Below are 20,566 nucleotides of genomic sequence, written 5' to 3' on the forward strand. Positions count from 1 at the left end.
TTTACTGAATAGCTGAATAAATCCGCTTAAGATGGTAATCTTAGGCGGATTTTTTATTGGCTTTAAGTTGAGATTTATTCAATGACTACCTTAGTGACTCAAACGACGATTGCTGCAATTGCAACACCTCTTGGTCGTGGTGGCGTGGGTGTCATACGTTTATCTGGACCAAAAGCCTATGCTATTGCTGAAGCTTTGACCCAGAAGACTTTACCCAAAGCTCGTTTTGCTGGTTTTCGTCAGTTTTATGATGAAAAAAATGAAGTCATGGATGAAGGTTTAGCGATTTGTTTCCCAAATCCACACTCATTTACAGGTGAAGATGTGGTTGAGTTACAAGGTCATGGTGGCCCTGTCATTCAAAATGCTTTGCTTGCTCGTTTACTTGAACTTGGTGCAATTGCAGCCCAAGCAGGTGAATTTTCGATGCGTGCCTTTGAAAATGGCAAGATGGATTTAGTGCAAGCAGAAGCCATTGCAGACTTGATTGATGCGACGTCACAAGCTGCTGCACGTTCAGCGGTACGTTCTTTACAAGGTGCATTTTCTAATAAAGTAAATACAGTTTTAGAGAAACTGATTCATTTACGTTTACATGTAGAAGCTGCCATTGATTTTCCAGAAGAAGAAATCGACTTTTTAGCCGATGGTAAAATCCTCACTTTACTTCAAGATGTGCAATCTTCTGTATCTGCGGTACAACAATCTGCGCGTCAAGGACAGTTATTACGTGAAGGTTTACAGGTTGTGATTGCGGGTAAGCCGAACGCAGGTAAATCAAGTTTATTAAATACATTAGCAGGTATTGAACGTGCGATTGTGACTGATATTGCAGGAACGACACGTGATGTATTGCATGAGAAAATCACGTTGAATGGCTTGCCTATTACTTTAACGGATACCGCTGGTTTACGTGAAACAGGCGATATTGTCGAAAAAGAAGGGATTCGTCGTGCGATTAAAGAAATTGAGCAAGCTGATTTATTGCTCTTGGTTTATGACTTAAGTCAAGGTGAAGATCCACTTGAATTAGCACAGAACTATTTTGCTGAGCATCTTGAACCGAAGCGTTTAATGTTGATTGGGAATAAATCGGATTTAACCGTACATAAAACTGAATTAAGTGATTATCAAGGTTTTCGACATATCACGGTATCAGCCAAGCAAGAAATGGGTGTACAAGCGTTGATTGATGCAATTACAGCGCATGCAGGCTTCCATCCTGAAGAAGATACCTTTATTGCACGTACACGCCATTTAGATGCAATGAAGCGTACTCAGCAGTATCTTTCAGAAGCACATGAGCAGTTGGTGGTCTATCAGGCAGGTGAGTTAGTCGCTGAATCTCTACGTTTAGCACAAAATGCGTTGGGTGAAATTACAGGTGACTTTAGTGCAGATGATCTTTTAGGAAAAATTTTTGGATCGTTCTGTATTGGAAAGTAAAAATTAATCACCATATTAAAGCTGACAATTGTCAGCTTTTCTCATAGAAAAGTTATTGTTTTGTAAAATGATTTTACATTGTTGATGAGGCTGTTTAATCTTAATACTTAAGTCATATAAGTAAAATTAGGTGGGCAAAATATGAAAAAATATCCTCTCGTTCTTTCCGCAATTTTAATGGCTTCAACTGTACATGTATGGGCTGGTCATGATGATGATCAACGTATTATTGATGCTGCTGCAAAGCATCAAGTGACTGTTGCTCAAGCTAAAAAATCATTGGATGAAACGGCTGTAAGCGTTACAGGTACGATTGTTCGTCAAATTAAGCATGAACATTATGAACTTAAAGATGCAACTGGAACGATTCCAGTAGAAATTGATGAAAAATTGGCGACTGCTGCCCAACTTAAAGCAGGGACAAAAGTGAAAGTGATTGGTGAGGTCGATACGCATAAATATAAACCAACGGATATTGATGCGGTTAAAGTTGAGTTTGTAAAATAATCGATGAGTATCTGTTTTAAATTGATCTTTATAAAAAGGTAGGTTTTTCACCTACCTTTTTTTATTTATATTGTTTTGAGTTTAAAATGACTGAATAATAGATACATACACAATAAACCGACCCCTACGCAAAAGCCCAACACACCAACCATTAAGCCAAAATGATCAGATAAATAACCCACCACGATAATAGGTAAAATCGTACCTAAATAAGCGAGGAATAAATAAGTCGAAACGACAGCCGCTCGATTCTCGACTTTCGTCATGTGGTGAATGAAAGCAAAAGCACCCAATAAGCTTAAGCCATGCCCAATTCCGACACATACAACACTCATAAAAAAGAAGAAACTCCAATGCATAATCATACAAATACTGAGTAAGACGTAACTCAAAATCAGCATGAATAAACCTGTATTCAATGTTTTATGCATTGGCATTGATTTACAAATGAACTGGATTAAAGCCGAAATCATCAGAATACTGGCAATGGTTGAACCACTCACCATTGGACCATGCCAAGGAATTACATCTCTAATAAATGATGGTGCAAGTGAAGCAAATAAACTGAATGAACCAAACGCACAAAAGGCAGTAAAACTGGCGATATAGAACAGTTTTTTATATTGAAGATCTGGCAATTCTAAATGTGGTGCAATTGAAAATTTCTGCTTTTCTAAAGTTACGGTTTTGATACTAAACAAGCTAATTAAGCTAAAGATTGCAGCAACGATGACAGGTAAATACGGTGTCACCAAAGGATGATCGGAAAATTGCGCAATACTCCCACCAATAAAAGGTCCAAAGCCAAAACCCAGTACCGTAATAATCGAACTCAATTGCGCTGCATGTTGCTTATGTGAATCTGGAATGGTGTAAATCAGCCCTAACATTGCGGATGTACTAATCAAGCCTGATGCAATACCAATAATAAATCGACCAATGCCTAACATGTAGGTGTTATCGGCAAAAACAGAAAAAATTAAGCCAATGACTGCAAAAACTAACCCAATTTGTAAGGTGCGAATAAAGCCAATGCTGTTACTGATACGACCCAAAAAGAGTAAGGTGGTCATACATCCGAACATGTATGCGACGAATATATAGGTGATGTGACTAGGGAGAAGATGCCAAAGTTGCTGATAGATTGGATAAAGTGGACTGGCCAATGCCGTTCCAATTGTACCAATGCACAAGGCTAGGCTGACCATAATAAAGGGTCGCCATGATTGTTGATTCATAAATTTATGCTTTATATGCGAATAAAAAATGCCAATCTGAGTTGTTACAAGATTGGCATGGAAGAAATGATATTTAAAGTAGACTAAAACTTAATCAAAGTAAGGTCAATATGATTCTGAATTATTCTTCGATTACTCAACTTAGCCTGCAATACTTCATTTGTTCCACGTGAAACCTAATGATGAATAGATTTAAACAGTTTTAAAACACTCGCTATGATTTTAAAAGTTTAGAATACTTTAGGAAAATGAACGTTTTGAAATGAGTATTTTATGCTGAAAAAAATTCTAGCTTTCACTTTAGCGATGGGGCTTTCAAGTCTAAGTGTTGCCAGTGTTGAAACAGTGAAAGCAAAGTTAGCGCAACAATATCCAAATGTTAAAATTAATGATTTAAAAACCACAGAAATGTCAGGCTTATATAATGGTACTTTGGATAATCAAATTGTATATGTGAATGAAGATGCACAGCATATTTTTGTTGGGTCTATGATTCGCTTGAAAGATCAGCATAATTTGACCAAAGATTTAACCCTGCAGCAAAATATGGTGGATTTTAAAAAGCTTCCTTTAAATGATGCAGTTAAAACAGTAAGGGGGAATGGTAAGCGTCAGCTTGCAATCTTTTCTGACCCAAATTGCCCATATTGCAAGACTCTTGAAGGGAATTTAGCGCAACTGAAGGATGTTACGATTTATACGTTTATATATCCAATCAAAACCCAGTCAATTATTCCTTCAAAACAAATATGGTGCTCTGCAAATAAAGAATTTGCATGGAAAAACCTCTTGCAAAAAGGCATTAAACCGACGGCTGCTGCGGATTGTGCAACACCGATTGAACGTAATTTAGAGTTAGGTAAGCGTTTAGGTTTAAATGGTACACCTGCGATTATTTTCTCGAATGGCTATAAAGTAATGGGTGCATATCCTGCTGAAAAAATTAAACAGATCTGGACGCAGTTCGGGCTGTAAAATGCAAAGATTAGAAATAAAAAAGCACCTATTGAGGTGCTTTTTTACGAACTTATTTCTTAGGTACGTTTAGCAATCATGTTGTAAATAAATAATACGATGATTGCACCAATCACTGATGCAATAAAACCTGCCGATGAACCTTTTGGATAAAGTCCCAGTAATTGTCCGCCGTAGGTCGCAACCAAAGAACCAACAATACCTAATGCAGTGGTCAGAATGAACCCTGCTTTGTCATCCCCAGGGTGAATTGCACGAGCAATTAATCCTGCAAAAAAACCAATAATGATTGCACCAATTAATGCCATCATGAGCTTTCTCCTTTTCTTATCTTTTCTAGTGTTAAGGAATTGAAAATACTCTTTATCTTTGATTATTTTCACACATCATGAAAGTACAGCTTTGCTACAATGTGTTGCATTTTTGTTCATTGGTTTTTGAATGAAATGGTGGGCCATAAAAAAGCGACTGACGTCGCTTTTTTATTTCATGGAAAATTGATTAAAGACCAATTTCACCAATGAATGGAATATGGCGATACTTTTGATCGTAATCTAAACCATAACCGACAATAAATTTATCTTCAACTTCAAAGCCAAGGAATTTAACGTCTAAGTCAATTTCACGGCGCGAAGGTTTGCTGACTAAAGTGCAAAGCTCAATAGAATTTGGCTGACGCGTTTCTAAAATTTCGAGTACTTTGCTGAGTGTATTGCCTGAATCAATAATATCTTCAATCACAAGCACGTCTTTACCACGAATTTCGCCGTCTAAATCTTTCAAAATTTTGACATCACGGGAAGATGTTGTACCACCGCCATAGCTAGATACAGTCATAAAATCGAGTTCGTGTCCTTTGCTAATGGCACGGCATAAATCCGCCATAAAAATTACAGAACCACGAAGTAATCCGATTAAAACAAGCTCTTTGTCGCTTTTGGCATAATGAGCATCAATTTGTTTTCCAAGTTCTTTGACTTTCGCTTGAATTTCTTCAGTTGAAATCATCACTTTCATTTGGATGGTCATGGGTAGATACCTAAACAAAAAATAAAAAAAGGCGTTGACCTGCAACACCTGAAATATGTGCCAATTTTAAAACATATCACTCGGAGATGCATCTTTTTTGGCATTTGAATATGTAAATGGCTTTTTTTTATTGGCTATTGAGTGTTTAGGCATCTTGCATAAGCGGATTTAGCATCCTTTTATCTTTCTCCTGAGAGGAGAAAGATAAAGGTTTTATGCAAGAAGTCTAATGAGCATCTCGTTTTAAAAGTAATGCACAAGCCACAAAAACTATACCCATCAAAATGACTTTTTTCTTCGAGCTTTTTGATGTGCTCTTTTGTTTAGGCTGTTTTTTCATTGGTTTCCTGCTCATATACTTTTCGTCCAAAAATATAGGTTGCTTGAATATTACGGTCATCACCCATGGTGAATAGCGCAAACAAAGCATCTTCGATGTTTCTAGCACGTTGCTGACGCAATGCTTGTAACGCCGTTGCCTTAAGGTTTAAAACCACAAAATCTGCTTCTTTGCCGATATTGAAATTACCTAACTTATCATCCAAATGTAGCGCTTTTGCCCCACCAATGGTTGCATGATAAAGCGATTCAAATGCAGAAAGCTTATCCCCTTGAAGTTGTTGAACCTTATAGGCTTCATTCAAAGTCTGTAACTGACAAAATGCTGTTCCTGCGCCAATATCTGTTCCTAAACCGACTTTGACTTGCTGTTCCCATGTTTTTTTCAATGGAAATAAACCACTGCCAAGGAATAAATTCGAAGTTGGACAGAAGGCAATCGCAGAATCAGTATCATGCATACATTGCCATTCAGCATCTTCCAAATGTACGCAATGCGCGAATACAGAGCGCTCCCCTGTTAAGCCATAATGGTGATAAACGTCTAAATAGCTTTTTTGCTCAGGGAATAAATCTTTCACCCAAGCAATTTCATTTTTATTTTCGCTTAAATGAGTATGCACATAAACATCAGGATATTCCGCTTTTAACTGTCCTGCTCTTTCCAATTGCTCAGGTGTAGAGGTTGGTGCAAAACGTGGCGTAATGGCATATAGGTTACGACCTTTACCGTGCCATTTTTCAATTAGTGCTTTGCTATCGTTATACGCGCTTTCAGCAGTATCGGTTAGTTGCTCGGGTGCATGACGATCCATCATCACTTTACCTGCAATTAGGCGCATTTGATGTTGTTCAGCAGCTTCAAATAAAGCATCTACTGATTGTGGATGAACCGTGCAAAAAACCAATGCGGTGGTTGTGCCATTTTTAAGCAGTTCGTTAACGAAAAATTTAGCAATCTGATCTGCATAATTTTTATCTTGGAATTGCATTTCAGTGGGGAATGTATAGGTGTTTAACCATTCTAAAAGTTGTTCGCCATATGCCCCAACCATTTCCGTTTGTGGGAAATGGATATGCGTATCAATAAAACCAGGAACGATCAATTGTTCAGGATAATGGTCAACCTGAATCGTATCATCAAGGTTGTTTTTACCTTGTTCCCAAGACCCGAACCACGTGATTTTGCCTTGTTCTGTGATGAGTAGACCATCTTCGATGTAGCGAACTTGTTCTGTAATTTGAGCGGCTTGAGAAACGATATTTTGAATATCTAAAAAACGACCACGAATAGCAGTTACAGCAGAATTGGAAGACATAAAAACCTACACTTATACTTTTTTCAGTTGATTGTACCTGATTTGAAGATTGTGCTCATGGCTTTTGTTAGATTCTATGTAATGCTAGTTTATCGAGAGTTGAGACTAATTTTAGTGCGAAGAATCGGCTTTATTTTTTGTTTTAGAATGCGTAAAGTGTGCACAAATGAAGAAATAAGAGACAACAATAGTCATGTATTTTTGGAATACCCAAGCCTTAGCGCATGAATTGGCTGAAGATAGTTTAGAGAAACGTCATTATAAAAATTATTATTTATTGGCAGCCTTAGTGGTCAGCGCTGTTTATTATTATGGAATGTTCTCGCCTTATTATGATGTACGTGTGATCGGCTTAGAAGTAGTTTTGACCTTAGTGATTATGTTTATTGGAATTCAACGAACTTATGTTGCCAATGGCGGTGATGAGGGGATTAATTTTATGAACCGTATCACGGCGTTGTCTTTCCCTATTTTATTACAAACCACTGTGGCAGGGATTGTTTTTGGTCTGTTGCTATTGGGGATTTATCAGTATTTTGGCTTAGAAAATACGGCATTTGATGTGTGGTATGAATGGTGTGTTTCAGCTTTTACCATTTTTTTGCAGATTTTATTTTTTACTCGTTTAAATATGTATATGAAGCGTGTGGCTGAACATACCATCTAAAATTGATAAAGATTTACAATAAAAAATTGACTGTATTGAAAGTTGATTTTTCTCTTTAAAATATAGATAAAGTTTAGTTTGAATATACTGAGTTTTATTTCACTCCACAAAATAATGCGCTGCAAAATGTGCATCGTTGCCAATGATGTCATAACAATCTTCACGAATCGACATGCCTGCACAGCTGTGCCCCACCATCCATAAGCCAAGCGTTGGCAACTTGCCATCAAATAACGGTGTATCTACCCATTTCTGTGCAATATAGCCGTACTTATCATAATCATCAAAATAAAAACTACCCGAAGCTGTGCCTTTATCTACATTATCCTCAAGGACACGAATATTTGCACCTTCACGTGCCAATATCGGTTTCTTTACCCATTTTCCTTGTAAGTTTGTAGCACTGTTAAAAGCATGAGATTCAAGCAAATAAGGATGATTGGGAAACTTTTTCCAAAGCTCTACTAAAATGGCTTTATTCGACAGTAACATTTTCCAACACGGTTCAACCCAGCGGATGTCAGGCTTTAAATACTGTGCAAAATTTTCTTCCCAAACCCATTCCCAAGGATATAGCTTGAATAAGTTCTGAATATTTTGATTATTCAAATCCACTAAATTTTGTCCATCCCAACCGATATTTTCCATCGACAATTCAGACACACTAAAACCTGCCTGAAAAGCAGTGTCCATTAAATATTCCAGATTACCCCAGTCTTCGCGCCCTGCTTCCTGACAGGCTGCAAAATGCACATGTGTTCCACGTGGAAAAATGGTTTTCCAACGCTTAATTAAATCTTCATGAATACTATTAAACTGATCTCGATGCGGAATATTTTCAACCTGCTCAATCCAGTGCCATTGCGCTACAGATGCTTCAAGCAAGCCTGTAGGTGTATCAGCATTGTATTCAAGCATCTTGATTTGACGACCATCATAGGCAAAGTCAAAACGTCCATAGAGCATAGGCGCTTGGTTGCGCCATGAATGTTCAATTAGTGGAATCGCTGCCTGTGGAATTTGAAAATAGTCAGGATAATTGCCCTCTTGAATCATCTCCCCTGCAACTTGTATACACATTTGATGAAGCTCGTTGGAAGCATCTTCCAATTGTTCTATTTGTTTCAGAGTAAATTCATATGCAACGCCTTCAGACCAATAAATTGAACCATCAAGCGAAGGTAAGTTGTAATAATCGAAACCAATTTTTTCGTGTTCTTGTTGCCAGTTGGGGCGTGGCTGAAATAACTTTCTTTTCATGAGATGTATTGATTGCTCTATTTAAAACTACCCGCCAAAGGAAAAACCACTGCGACCAAAGCCACCACGGATAGGTGAAGATTTACTATGATTCTTGGTGACTTGTGAAACGAATGGTTTTCCTACGCTTAGGTTTGAGGATGGTTCCACTTTACGCCCCTGAAAATTGACTTTACGATTACCTTGATAATATTGCGGTCCTATGTAGCGTGAGCCACCATAGTATCCACTTGAATGTCCACCCAATGAGCTTGTCGCACTATTATTTTCTTCTTCACAGAGTTCTGTTTTCCAATCATAAGAACAGTCATATTGATTATTATAAACATCTTGAACTAAGGTTTTATTGTTGCTACTACATGCAGTGATCAGCAATGGAACAACCACCAAACTAATTTTTTTTGAGCGCATTTTCAGCCTTGTATTATTCAAATTTTTATCGTTATGCTATGTACGATGATAAAAAATAAAACATATTTTATCTGAGCTATGATATTTGCATGCTTTTAGAATGTACAGTGCTGAAGATTGATAAATCAGCATATTATTGATATTTATAGCGAAGCCGAATCAACTCTTGAATACAGATATTTATCAAACCAAGCTTAAACAAATGATCAGTGCGCATGATGCATTGATGCAAATTCTGATTGATTTAAGAGCATTTAATGCATCTGCATTTTTAAGTGCAGGTGTGATTCGTAACTTTGTTTGGTCGGTATTACATGATCAAGATTATGATATTGCGCAGATAGAAATTGATGTGATTTTTTATGATGCTCAAGATGAGTTAGCGATTAAAGAACAAAATTTAGCAGGTTATTTGAAGAAGAAATTTCCAAAGAATGAATGGGATGTGGTAAATCAAGCTTTTGTGCATACATGGTATGAAACCGAAGATGGAAAATCGATTGCCCCATTACAGTCGATTCATCATGCACTGTCTTTATGGCCTGAAACGGCGACAGCCGTTGCTATTCGTTTATTGGATAATGATGATTTTGAGGTAATTGCGCCGTTAGGTTTAGAGGATTTATTTGAATTAAAGCTAAGTTGGAATAATGCCTTGGTTAGTCATGCAGTTTTTATGCAAAGAGTTAATTCTAAAAAGTTTTTAGAACGATGGGGACAGCTTCAGCTCATTGATTAATTTTCTAAAATGAGCGTAATTCCATTGTATCGAATATCATAATGAAGATAAGCATTTGCCCATGCTGTATCGAGTATTGTGACCTTTGAGTTATGATTGATTTTGAGTTTTAGCTTATATTTAAGTTTTTTAATTATTTTAGAATTTATTAAATGCCCTTCTTCAGCCCAAAACATAATGAAAAAATTAATACCTGTTGACATTTGTTTTACATATATATCATTGCCAGTATGACCATAGACTTTGAAAGAGTTTTTTATTGTCCAAAGCTGTTTTGTTTCATCAAACTCTGCATGAAATAGCCCATTTATTAGGCCTTCTAAAGTAATGGCTTTACCATCAATACTGACATTTTTAGTTTGAAAATTAATGGTTAAACATGCATGGCTCATTTTTATCAATTCCCCATTTTATGTGTAATTTACAGTCTTTGCCTGAAAATAAAAAGCCCTCCAAATTAGGAAGGCTCTCGCAATCAAAAAAGTATTAAGACTGCAATTCTTGCTTATTGTTATAGCGAATCGATAACCATGCTGTAATCGCTAAAGTCACCACAATAAAGCCCAGTGAAATCCAGATTGGCATGTGGAACACATCAAGCAATAACATTTTACCGCCAATGAAGACCAAAATAATGCCTAGACCATAAGGTAAGTAATGCATTTTCGATGCAGCACCTGCCAATAAGAAGAACATTGCACGTAAACCTAAAATTGCCATTAAGTTTGCTGTTAATACAATAAACGGATCACTGGTCACGGCGAAAATAGCAGGAATGGAATCGACTGCAAAAATTACGTCCGAAGCTTCAACCAAGATTAAAACTAAGAATAACGGCGTTGCCCATAACACGCCATTTTGACGAACAAAGAATTTTTCACCTTGCATTGTCGGTGTGATACGCATGTGCTTACGTAACCACTTTAAAATCTTCATATCTTCAATATTGGTGTCTTCTTCATCCTGCCCTTTCAGGAGTTTAAAGCCCATATATACGAGGAATGCACCGAAGATATAGAGAATCCAAGAAAACTCTTGAACAAACCAAGCCCCAATAAAAATAAAGATGGTTCGTAAAACAATTGCACCGAGTACGCCGTAAAGCAAAATTTTACGTTGTAATGCAGGTGGAATAGCAAAAGCAGCAAAAATCATCAGCCATACAAAGACGTTATCAATCGCCAATGATTTTTCAAGTAAATAACCTGCAATGTATTCCATGGTTTTTTGATTAGCGAGAGTAACACCAACCGTTTGTTGCAAGTAAAGCCATAAACCACCTGCAAACAGCATTGCTACGGAAACCCATGCAATACTCCAATATGCAGCAGTTTTAATTTTAACTTCTTGGCCTTCTTTTTGTTTGAAGCCTAAAAAGTCGATCACCAACATGACAGCCACAATGCCGAAAAATGCCAGATACAGCCATAAATTACCAATAGAGTCCATCGAATTCTCCAAATCTGGCAATCAGGCATAAAAAAGACCTTGACCCGTTGCCAGATGATTAAACATCTGTACCAACATGATCAAAGTCTTGCCTACATTATCTTAAAAGAGTCTTTTAAAATAATGCTCAGATACCGGCTTTTTGCAAAGCGTAATGACGATATTCTGACCCTATATACATTTAAGTGCTTTTATTAATTCAGGACTTAAATGTATATAGTTTGAAGGAGGCTACTCCCCTTGTTCAAACGTATGTATTGAAAGAAATGTATGACATTTCTTAATATCTGCACAGGATCGCATATTTAAACGACTTGTGCAAATTTTAACTGATTATTTGGCTAAGAAATCTCGACGTTGTACTAAAAATAACGCCAAAACTGTCCCGAAAATTGCCAATATTCCGCCCACTAGACCAATATGGTTTAGGCTATAGCTTGCCGAAACGTAACCGCCTAATAATGCTCCACCGCCAATACCCACATTGTATAAGCCTGAATAAATCGCCATAGCGACATCAGTCGCATCAGAAGCTAAGTTCAGTGCCTTGGCTTGCATGGCTAAACTGAAACAGATAATGCCCATACCCCAAAATAAACTCAAACTAGTTAAACTGAGGAAGTCTTGAGATAATGGTAAGAGTAGCAACATCGACATTGCCAATAAGCCACAACTTAAAGGAATAGCAAGTTTGGGATATTTACCACCTAATTTTCCAAACAGATACGAACCGATAAACCCTGCCCCACCGTAAATTAGCAATAACGTTGTAGTTTGTGATGAAGTGAAATGTGCAATGGTTAAAGCAAAAGGTTCAATATAACTATAAGCCGTAAATTGTGCGGTGATGATGATGACTGTGAGTGCAAATACAATCATTAAGCTTGGTCGTTTTAAAAAGATTTTAATACTACTCAATGAGCCTGAATTCACACTTGGCAGTAAAGGTAAAGTCTTGGCAAGAATAATACAAATGATTACTGCACAAATGGAGATGAGTGCAAAGGTATTGCGCCATCCATAAGCCTCACCAATCATTCGACCAAATGGAATACCTAAAACCATGGCTAAAGCTGTACCTGTTGCAAGTAATCCTAAGGCTTGGAATTCTTTACCTTTGGGCGCAACACGAACTGCCAATGAAGCCGTAATTGACCAAAATAAGGCATGTGCAAAGGCAATACCAATTCGGCTTGCAAGTAATACTTCAAAACTCCATGCAAAATAAGACAGCACATGACTCACAATAAAAACGGTGAATAAAGCAATCAACAAAAAGCGCCGTTCGATGTTCTTGGTCAGCAACATCATGGGCAATGACATAGGTGCGACCACCCATGCGTAGATGGTAATCATGATGCCGACCTCGGTTGCAGGCATTGCAAAGCTCTGACCAATATCGCTGAGTAAAGCGACTGGAATAAATTCTGTGGTATTAAAAATAAAAGCAGCAAAAGCTAAGCTAATGACACTGATCCACTGTTGGGTGGTATTTGGTGTGGGATGTAACACTGAGCTTGACATAGTCAGAAATTTTGAAAGGAATACTTAATTTTAGGCTGAATAATGTGACTTGTTAAGTTTAATTCAAATGCAAAAATGAAATGTGATGATCAGTATTAGACAAAAAGTAAACAAAGGCACAATGTAATGTATGGCATGTTGATTGCCGAAAACCACATTTAGAGATCAATAAAATGTTAGAAATTAAGCATAAAGATGATGGTAAGAAAGGTGAGTTCTATATTGGTGAAGAAGGTCATCGTCTCGCAGAAATGGCGTATACATGGGCGGGTGAAGATAAATTTATTATCGATCACACGACGGTTAATGATGAATTACGTGGTCAAGGTGTCGGTCATAAGCTCTTAGATCGTGCAATCAGTTTAGCCCGTGAAAAGAATGTAAAAATTATTCCTCTTTGCCCTTATGCAAAATCAGTTTTTGATAAAGACCCATCTATTCATGATGTTTTGAAATCATAAGTTTGTTTGTTAAAGTTGATTTATATTAAAAATGAATGAGATAAAAATGCAATTTCAACATATCGATAATCAACAGAATGGTGAATTTTTTCTGAATAATGAGCAAGGCAAACGCATTGCAGAAATCAGTTATGTATGGAGTGATGCGCATAAAATTATTGCCAACCATACATGGGTCGATGATTCATTGCGTGGTCAGGGCATGGCACGTCAGCTTTTGGATACTTTAGTTGAATTTGCACGTGAAAAGAAGTTAAAAATTGTGCCCACTTGTTCTTATGTTGAAGTAATGTTTAGACGTGAGAAAAGCTTTGCGGATGTTGTAGCTTGATATATTTATTTTATTAAATTAAAAAGCCCGTATTGCGGGCTTTCTTCTTTCAAATCAATTATTTGCTTTTAACGCCGTCATCAATTTTTGATGTAATCCACCAAAACCACCATTCGACATAATCACCACAGCATCACCCTCGCCTGCTTTGGAAACAATAGTATTAATGATGTCATCCAAAGTACGAGCAATCACTGCTTTATTGGTTGCAGCATCAATGACAGGCTGTAAATCCCAGTCCAAGCCTTCAGGTTGATACCAAATCACTTCATCCGCCAACCGAGCAGAATGGGCTAAACCATCTTTATGGCTACCCATACGCATGGTGTTTGAACGCGGTTCAATAATCGCCCAAAGTTTACGTTCAGCTAAACGCTTTCGAGCACCTTCCAATGTTGTATCAATCGCTGTTGGGTGATGTGCAAAGTCATCATAGACTTCGATACCATTCACTGTACCAAGCAACTCCATACGACGTTTGACACCACCAAAATTCGACAATGCTTCGCAAGCTGTTTCAATCGAAACACCGACATGCTCCGCTGCCGCAATGGTTGCTAATGCATTGGCTACAGAGTGTTGACCAGTCATTGTCCATTTCACTTCGCCTTTGACAACGCCGTGTTGCAATACTTTAAAATGAGAACCATCTGCGACCAATTGTTCCGCATAAACCTCAGTAGTCTCGTTGGCGTCTAAAGAGGTGCGAACTACAGGTGTCCAGCAACCCATGTCTAAGACTTCATCAATATTCGTTTCAGTAATCGGTGCAATAATTCGACCTTCACTTGGAATGGTACGGACTAAATGATGGAATTGTTTTTGAATCGCAGCCAAGTCATCAAAAATATCGGCATGGTCAAATTCAAGATTATTTAAAATGGCTGTTTTAGGATGATAATGTACGAACTTAGAGCGTTTATCAAAAAATGCAGAATCGTATTCATCTGCTTCGACGCAGAAATATTTGCCACCGCCTAAACGTGCGCTTTCGCTAAAACCTAAAGGTACACCACCAATCAAGAAACCAGGGTTTAAACCTGCTTGATCGAGCACCCAAGCCAACATTGTCGTGGTGGTTGTTTTACCATGTGTTCCTGCAACACCAAGCACATGTTTACCTTGTAGTACATGATCTGCTAGGAATTGCGGACCTGAAATATAGGGTAAACCTTGATTCAACATATATTCCACAGCATCAATACCACGTTTCATAGCATTGCCCACAATCACTAAATCTGGGTGTGGTTGTAAATGACTGTGGTCATAGCCTTGCATTAAAGTAATGCCTGCATTTTCAAGTTGGGTTGACATGGGTGGATAGACATTCGCATCTGACCCCGTCACCTTGTGTCCTAAATCTCGTGCTAATAGCGCTAAAGAACCCATAAAGGTGCCACAAATACCCAAAATATGCAGATGCATATACTTAACTCCACTACGGTTTAGACACATCACTTAATTTTTTGTGCTGTTGTCGTGATTAATTTGATTTGAAAGCAACGATATCAAGGCTTTTCGTGAAAAGATAGTTTTTCTTGGTATGTTTTTGGCTATGCCATCAAGCATGAAATATAGGTAAAGATAAGAAGGGAATTTTTCTGATTTAATATTTGCCCTGTACGGATTGAGTTTGAAAAAATTGAGATAAAATATCTAATTTCTTTAAACGATACTTTTGATGTGATCGAGCTGTATTAACTTTTAATCTAGATTTTCTATCAATTTATATTGTCGACCACTCTATTATTTTTTAAAGCTTAGCGTGTAATCTATTGCGATGTTCTTATCATTATCTTTTTAAAATGGCCTTATCTCTTCCTCTATTTTTACTCATCATCTCCAATTGCTTTATGACATTGGCGTGGTACGGTCATCTTAAATTTTTACATGATGCACCACTGTGGCAAGCCATTCTCTTTGGATGGGCGATTGCTCTGCTTGAATATAGTTTTATGATTCCTGCAACACGTTTATTGGCACAACAAGGTTGGTCTTTGGGTGAAATGAAGATTACGCAGGAAGTTGTGACTCTATTGGTGTTTGTCCCCTTCATGATTTTATTGTTTAAACAGCCATTTAAGCTCGATTATGTGTGGGCAGGACTATGCCTTTTTGGCTGTGTTTATTTTGTTTTTAGAAGCCAGTAAATAAGATCTATAACGGAATTAATCTAAAGTGTTTAGAATTCAGCATCTTTGTATTTCCGATTCAATATTGATATTCGCTCATATTCTTAAATACAGAATGGATACTTTTTAAAAGCTCGACTGAATTATTTCCTTAAAAAATATCGAAAATATAGCGACACAGCATCTGTTAAATTTTCGTGAGATGAATTTTCAGTCTATAATAGTGAGCTTCTGATTCATTTAAAGCTTGGCTATCGTCAAGATTTATCCTTCCTTACATTGGTTTATGGAATATTTGCAATGAATGCGGCCGCTGCACAAGATGCTCCTTTAGTTGGAATTATCATGGGTTCTCAATCTGATTGGGCAACTTTAGAACACACTGCCAATATGCTGAAACAGCTTGGTGTCCCTTTTGAAGCTGAAGTTGTGTCTGCACATCGTACGCCTGACCGTTTATTCGAATATGCTGAAACAGCACGCGAACGTGGCATTCAGGTGATTATTGCAGGTGCAGGTGGCGCAGCGCATCTACCGGGTATGTGTGCAGCAAAAACTGATTTACCTGTATTGGGCGTTCCTGTGAAATCGTCTATTTTAAATGGTGTCGATTCATTGCTTTCTATCGTACAAATGCCTGCGGGTATTGCGGTGGGTACATTGGCGATTGGCCCTGCTGGCGCAACCAATGCGGCAATTATGGCAGCGCAAATTTTAGGTCTAACACGTCCTGAAATTGCAAAAAATGTTGCTGAGTTCCGTGCTGCGCAAACTGAAAAAGTGGCAAGCAAAAATATTCCTGGTCAAATCTAAAGCTAAGCTTACACGGGATAACGATTATGGATAAAACCATCGGTATTTTTGGTGGGGGGCAACTTGGCCGTATGATGGCACAAGCTGCGTTACCACTGAATATTCAATGTACCTTCTTTGAAGCAAATACAGATTGTCCATCAGCAACATTGGGTCAGGTCATTTCAACCAAAGTAGAAAATGGCTTGCAGGATTTTATCAATAGTGCAGATGTTTTCAGCCTTGAGTTTGAAAATACACCTTTGATCGATGTCGATGTTTTAACAAAGCAAAAAGATTTACACCCTCCTCGTCAAGCTTTGGCCATTGCACAGCATCGTCTGTCAGAAAAAGCCTTGTTTGATGAATTACAGATTCCTGTTGCGCCATATAAAGCGGTTGATTCATTAGACAGCTTACAACAAGCGGTTGTAGACTTAGGTCTTCCAATCGTGTTGAAAACTGCGACTGGCGGTTACGATGGTAAAGGTCAGTTTGTATTACGTTCAGCAGATCAAATTGAACAAGCTTGGGCTGAATTGGGTCCTGCTGGTGAATTGATTGCCGAAAGTTTTGTGATTTTTTCTCGTGAAGTCTCAATCATTGCAGTGCGTGGGCAAAATGGTGAAGTGAAAACTTGGCCTTTAGCAGAAAATCATCACCATAATGGTATTCTTTCGCATTCCATTGTTCCTGCACCAAACAGCACAGATTTACAGCCTGTGGCGCAGAATTACATCACTCGCCTATTGAATCATTTGGATTATGTCGGTGTGTTGACGCTTGAATTATTTGTGACTGAAAACGGCTTATATGCCAATGAGATGGCACCGCGTGTGCATAACTCGGGTCACTGGTCAATTGAAGGCGCAGTATGTTCACAGTTTGAAAATCATATTCGTGCGGTTGCAGGCTTACCCTTGGGTTCGACAGAAGTAGTTCGCCCTACGGTTATGGTGAATATTATTGGTCAGTATCCAAAATCTGAAGATGTACTGGCTTTGAATGGCGCACATTTGCATCTGTACAATAAAACTGAGCGTGCAGGCCGTAAAATTGGTCACATCACTTTAATGCCGAATGACAGTTCACAATTGACTAATTTATGCCGTCAATTGGCGAAAATCTTACCTGAGCCATTGGCGCTGAGTGAAGATATGAGCGTTTAAACACGAGTTTGAATGTTAAAAAAGCGGTCATGCAAATGGTCGCTTTTTTATTGCTAAGTTTTCTGTATGATGGCTTTCCTTTCAGTTAGGCAACGGTTATTTGTCTTAAAATATAATCAACTGATTGTGTATAAAGGCATTAATGATGATAAAAAAGCCAAGAAAAAGAATGAAAAATGTGTAAATTCTTACTTAGATTTTGTGCATAAGGGGTAATAACCTGTTTATTTTTCTTTTGAAAGGAGAAATTAAAGATCTTATACAATCATTTTTAGAGATCAATTTAGTCATAAATTATGCTTTGAATTTAAATTATTGCTTGTGGGTAAGTTTTATCAATCAACATAAATATATCTGAGATTACGAGTTACCCACATGATCATAAGAAAAAATATTTAAATTTAAAACTTCATTAGAAGTAAATTCAAAGATTTTAATTTAAAATCGTATTTTGCAAAAGATAGAAAATAAAATAAGCTAAAATTTTTAAAAAATATCAATATATCTTGAGTTATCAACAGTATGTCATCTACTTTTAGATTTCAATATTTAAAATAAATTGTGGATAAATCTTGTGAGCGGCTGAATCATCTTTTGAATTCAAAGTTGATTCAATATTTTAAATTTAAAAATAATTGAAATAAACAGTATGTGGATAAATTTTTTAAATTTAAAACAAGCAATCGCAGGTTATGAATTCAAAATGGAGAGAATGAATTTAAATTTTACGTTTTGCTTCTGTCATTTTATTCACAGGATGCTATGGTAATTACATAATTTAAATTTAAAACCATATTGTGGATATTATGCGTCGCTTATCACTTCTTTGCGGATCGATTGTTTTAGCTTTTACTCAAGCCAATGCTGAACTTATTATTAATGGTCAAACAGCAACTGGACAGCCCACATCTGTCAGTACAGCCTCAACATCTATTTCAAATAATAATTTTACATCTCAAAGTAATTTTCAAAGCTGTATCGCCAATTTACGTTCACAAGCAATTGCTTCAGGTGTCAGTGGTTCTACTTTTGATCGTTACACACAAAATTTAACGCCTGATTATTCAGTGATTGAAAAATTGAACTATCAACCTGAATTTTCGACACCAATCTGGGATTATCTCTCTGGGCTTGTAGATGAGGAGCGTGTGCAAAAAGGTCGTCAATTGCTTGCACAACATCGTGACGTACTCAATCGTGTTTCAGCAGCTTATGGTGTTCCAGCTGAAACAGTTGTTGCTGTATGGGGTGTCGAAAGTAATTTTGGTGATATCTCAGGGAAATATCCTTTATTGCAGGCTTTAGGTACGCTCAGTTGTGAAGGTCGTCGTCAAAGTTATTTTCGAGGTGAGTTTTTTGCCACCATGCGTATTTTACAACGTGGTGACTTAAGAGAAGAACAACTGAAAGGTTCATGGGCAGGCGCTTTTGGTCATACACAGTTTATGCCATCGACTTATGAAGAGCTGGCTGTTGATTTTGATGGGGATGGGCGCCGTGATTTAGTATCAAGTACCGCTGATGCTTTAGCGTCTACAGCTAACTTTTTGAAAAAGCGTGGCTGGCAGACAGGCATGCCTTGGGGTTTTGAAGTAAAAGTCCCAGAAGGTATGTCTATAAGTGGTGAAAGTCGTCGTAATAAAAAGTCTCTTAATAATTGGGTTAATCGTGGATTAACGCGTGCGGACGGCTCAGCGATTATTCAAGGTAACCTTTCGGAAAGCAGCCAAGCAGGCTTAATGTCGCCTGCAGGTGAAAATGGTCCATTATTCTTAGTCTTTAAAAACTTTGATGCTATATATAGCTATAACGCAGCAGAAAGTTATGCACTTGCGATTGCACATCTATCAGATCGCTTACAAGGAAAAGGCGCTTTTGTTCAAGCTTGGCCAACGGATGATGCAGGAACTTCACGTGCAGAACGTCGTGAAATTCAAAACTTCCTGTTAAAACGTGGTTATGACATTGGAGATGCTGATGGTTTGATTGGTGATAAAACTCGTCTAGCCATTCGCCAAGAGCAAACTAAACTCGGTTTAAGTCCAACTGGGCGAGCAGGACAGCAAATTTTGCGTACTTTTCGAAGTGAAAATGCCAAACAAATGATGCAATAGACTCTCTAGAATTTGAAAAGGTCTGCTTATGCAGGCTTTTTTGCATTTTGGATTCACATTTAAAGGGTGAAGGATCACATGAGAATAGAGATTTTTGCTTTTAAGTGATACCTAAAGTCGAAGTATAGGTTTTTTTGTTTAAAGCTGATGAAGATATATAAAGAAGATGCTCAAAGTGAAGTATTGATAGAAAGAAGTATGTGTATGGGTTTTAGAATAATCTGAACATGACTAGATTCACTGGTTGTGAAAGCAAGTTAAGATGAGGCATAGCTATAAAAGATAGTTTTAGGGTGCTTGTTTTAATGGTTGAGCTAAGTTTTATGCATATAACTATCATTTTGATAATCTAAAAGCTTAGTTTGTACATATAGATTCATTGAATCCGATAATAGTCATGAAAATAACGAGACTTTTGGTATGGTAATACAGGGATTGGTTATTTATAGAGATACAGCAAAGCAAAAAAATATTAAAGAATGGAAGAAAATCAGAAATTTTTATTATAAATGATCAAAAAATAGGTGAAAAATATACTTTTTTATCAAAATAGTAGAAAAAACACACACTCGATTCAAATAATTAAAATTAATTAAGAAAAGGGGTTGTGTAGGATTAGGAATGCTGTAGAATGCACATCCATCGGCGGTGATGTTAAATAAAA

General features: G+C 37.4%; 21 protein-coding genes. 11 read left to right on the top strand and 10 right to left on the bottom strand.

Going from position 1 to position 20,566, the window contains the following annotated elements; all coding sequences use genetic code 11:
- Nucleotides 1-81: 81 nt before the first annotated feature.
- Both mnmE and B9T35_RS16480 read left to right on the top strand, forming a co-directional pair.
- A complete protein-coding gene (gene mnmE / locus B9T35_RS16475) occupies nucleotides 82-1,446 on the top strand; it encodes a tRNA uridine-5-carboxymethylaminomethyl(34) synthesis GTPase MnmE (protein ID WP_086192187.1) in 1,365 nt (454 codons plus the stop codon).
- A gap of 141 nt (nucleotides 1,447-1,587) precedes the next feature.
- Nucleotides 1,588-1,953 (top strand): NirD/YgiW/YdeI family stress tolerance protein, encoded by a 366-nt coding sequence (locus tag B9T35_RS16480; protein ID WP_086192188.1) that lies wholly within the window; start codon nucleotides 1,588-1,590, stop codon nucleotides 1,951-1,953.
- 65 nt (nucleotides 1,954-2,018) lie between these two features.
- On the opposite strand, the gene B9T35_RS16485 is transcribed toward B9T35_RS16480, so the two are convergent.
- The gene (locus B9T35_RS16485) at nucleotides 2,019-3,191 is read right to left on the bottom strand and encodes an MFS transporter (protein ID WP_086192190.1); all 1,173 of its coding nucleotides are present in this window, start codon (nucleotides 3,189-3,191) and stop codon (nucleotides 2,019-2,021) included.
- Nucleotides 3,192-3,464: 273 nt separating this feature from the next.
- Here B9T35_RS16485 and B9T35_RS16490 point away from each other — a divergent pair, with 273 nt between their 5' ends.
- The gene (locus tag B9T35_RS16490; RefSeq protein ID WP_086192192.1) at nucleotides 3,465-4,166 is read left to right on the top strand and encodes a DsbC family protein; all 702 of its coding nucleotides are present in this window, start codon (nucleotides 3,465-3,467) and stop codon (nucleotides 4,164-4,166) included.
- A gap of 59 nt (nucleotides 4,167-4,225) precedes the next feature.
- On the opposite strand, the gene B9T35_RS16495 is transcribed toward B9T35_RS16490, so the two are convergent.
- From B9T35_RS16495 to guaD, 3 genes are all read right to left on the bottom strand, one after another.
- Complete coding sequence (locus B9T35_RS16495) at nucleotides 4,226-4,477, bottom strand: GlsB/YeaQ/YmgE family stress response membrane protein (protein WP_086192193.1); 252 nt, start codon at nucleotides 4,475-4,477, stop codon at nucleotides 4,226-4,228.
- A gap of 190 nt (nucleotides 4,478-4,667) precedes the next feature.
- On the bottom strand, nucleotides 4,668-5,195 hold the full coding sequence (gene hpt / locus B9T35_RS16500; RefSeq protein ID WP_086192195.1) for a hypoxanthine phosphoribosyltransferase: 528 nt from the start codon (nucleotides 5,193-5,195) through the stop codon (nucleotides 4,668-4,670).
- A gap of 323 nt (nucleotides 5,196-5,518) precedes the next feature.
- Nucleotides 5,519-6,853, bottom strand: a complete 1,335-nt coding sequence (guaD, locus tag B9T35_RS16505; RefSeq protein ID WP_086192197.1) for a guanine deaminase — start codon at nucleotides 6,851-6,853, stop codon at nucleotides 5,519-5,521.
- A 193-nt stretch (nucleotides 6,854-7,046) separates the two neighbouring features.
- Here guaD and B9T35_RS16510 point away from each other — a divergent pair, with 193 nt between their 5' ends.
- The gene (locus B9T35_RS16510; protein WP_086192199.1) at nucleotides 7,047-7,520 is read left to right on the top strand and encodes a hypothetical protein; all 474 of its coding nucleotides are present in this window, start codon (nucleotides 7,047-7,049) and stop codon (nucleotides 7,518-7,520) included.
- Nucleotides 7,521-7,619: 99 nt separating this feature from the next.
- On the opposite strand, the gene B9T35_RS16515 is transcribed toward B9T35_RS16510, so the two are convergent.
- Together B9T35_RS16515 and B9T35_RS16520 are read right to left on the bottom strand one after the other, a co-directional pair.
- The gene (locus B9T35_RS16515) at nucleotides 7,620-8,780 is read right to left on the bottom strand and encodes a glutathionylspermidine synthase family protein (RefSeq protein WP_086192200.1); all 1,161 of its coding nucleotides are present in this window, start codon (nucleotides 8,778-8,780) and stop codon (nucleotides 7,620-7,622) included.
- 27 nt (nucleotides 8,781-8,807) lie between these two features.
- Nucleotides 8,808-9,191, bottom strand: a complete 384-nt coding sequence (locus B9T35_RS16520) for a hypothetical protein (protein ID WP_086192202.1) — start codon at nucleotides 9,189-9,191, stop codon at nucleotides 8,808-8,810.
- Between the two features lie 202 nt (nucleotides 9,192-9,393).
- Between B9T35_RS16520 and B9T35_RS16525 the strand changes: the two genes are divergently transcribed.
- The gene (locus tag B9T35_RS16525) at nucleotides 9,394-9,930 is read left to right on the top strand and encodes a nucleotidyltransferase family protein (protein WP_086192227.1); all 537 of its coding nucleotides are present in this window, start codon (nucleotides 9,394-9,396) and stop codon (nucleotides 9,928-9,930) included.
- Here B9T35_RS16525 and B9T35_RS16530 read toward each other — a convergent pair.
- From B9T35_RS16530 to B9T35_RS16540, 3 genes are all read right to left on the bottom strand, one after another.
- Nucleotides 9,927-10,322 (bottom strand): hypothetical protein, encoded by a 396-nt coding sequence (locus B9T35_RS16530; RefSeq protein WP_086192203.1) that lies wholly within the window; start codon nucleotides 10,320-10,322, stop codon nucleotides 9,927-9,929. The genes B9T35_RS16525 and B9T35_RS16530 overlap by 4 nt on opposite strands.
- 94 nt (nucleotides 10,323-10,416) lie before the next feature.
- Nucleotides 10,417-11,379, bottom strand: a complete 963-nt coding sequence (locus tag B9T35_RS16535; protein WP_086192212.1) for a TerC family protein — start codon at nucleotides 11,377-11,379, stop codon at nucleotides 10,417-10,419.
- 333 nt (nucleotides 11,380-11,712) lie between these two features.
- Nucleotides 11,713-12,903 (bottom strand): sugar transporter, encoded by a 1,191-nt coding sequence (locus tag B9T35_RS16540; protein WP_086192214.1) that lies wholly within the window; start codon nucleotides 12,901-12,903, stop codon nucleotides 11,713-11,715.
- A 173-nt stretch (nucleotides 12,904-13,076) separates the two neighbouring features.
- On the opposite strand from B9T35_RS16540, the gene B9T35_RS16545 reads away from it, so the two are divergent.
- Nucleotides 13,077-13,364 (top strand): GNAT family N-acetyltransferase, encoded by a 288-nt coding sequence (locus B9T35_RS16545; RefSeq protein WP_086192216.1) that lies wholly within the window; start codon nucleotides 13,077-13,079, stop codon nucleotides 13,362-13,364.
- A gap of 46 nt (nucleotides 13,365-13,410) precedes the next feature.
- A complete protein-coding gene (locus B9T35_RS16550; RefSeq protein ID WP_086192217.1) occupies nucleotides 13,411-13,695 on the top strand; it encodes a GNAT family N-acetyltransferase in 285 nt (94 codons plus the stop codon).
- Between the two features lie 54 nt (nucleotides 13,696-13,749).
- Here B9T35_RS16550 and mpl read toward each other — a convergent pair whose 3' ends face one another.
- Nucleotides 13,750-15,120 carry a UDP-N-acetylmuramate:L-alanyl-gamma-D-glutamyl-meso-diaminopimelate ligase gene (mpl, locus tag B9T35_RS16555; protein ID WP_086192219.1) on the bottom strand — a complete coding sequence of 457 codons (1,371 nt, stop codon included), beginning with the start codon at nucleotides 15,118-15,120 and terminating at the stop codon, nucleotides 13,750-13,752.
- 380 nt (nucleotides 15,121-15,500) lie between these two features.
- Between mpl and B9T35_RS16560 the strand changes: the two genes are divergently transcribed.
- From B9T35_RS16560 to B9T35_RS16575, 4 genes are all read left to right on the top strand, one after another.
- The gene (locus B9T35_RS16560) at nucleotides 15,501-15,845 is read left to right on the top strand and encodes a DMT family protein (RefSeq protein ID WP_086192220.1); all 345 of its coding nucleotides are present in this window, start codon (nucleotides 15,501-15,503) and stop codon (nucleotides 15,843-15,845) included.
- A gap of 282 nt (nucleotides 15,846-16,127) precedes the next feature.
- Complete coding sequence (purE, locus tag B9T35_RS16565) at nucleotides 16,128-16,640, top strand: 5-(carboxyamino)imidazole ribonucleotide mutase (protein ID WP_086192221.1); 513 nt, start codon at nucleotides 16,128-16,130, stop codon at nucleotides 16,638-16,640.
- A 26-nt stretch (nucleotides 16,641-16,666) separates the two neighbouring features.
- Nucleotides 16,667-17,788, top strand: coding sequence for a 5-(carboxyamino)imidazole ribonucleotide synthase (locus B9T35_RS16570; RefSeq protein WP_086192222.1), 1,122 nt, complete (start codon nucleotides 16,667-16,669; stop codon nucleotides 17,786-17,788).
- 806 nt (nucleotides 17,789-18,594) lie between these two features.
- A complete protein-coding gene (locus tag B9T35_RS16575) occupies nucleotides 18,595-19,902 on the top strand; it encodes a lytic murein transglycosylase (protein WP_086192223.1) in 1,308 nt (435 codons plus the stop codon).
- Nucleotides 19,903-20,566: the final 664 nt, after the last annotated feature.

This window comes from Acinetobacter sp. ANC 3832 (genome assembly GCF_002135415.1).
Classification (GTDB): Bacteria; Pseudomonadota; Gammaproteobacteria; order Pseudomonadales; family Moraxellaceae; genus Acinetobacter.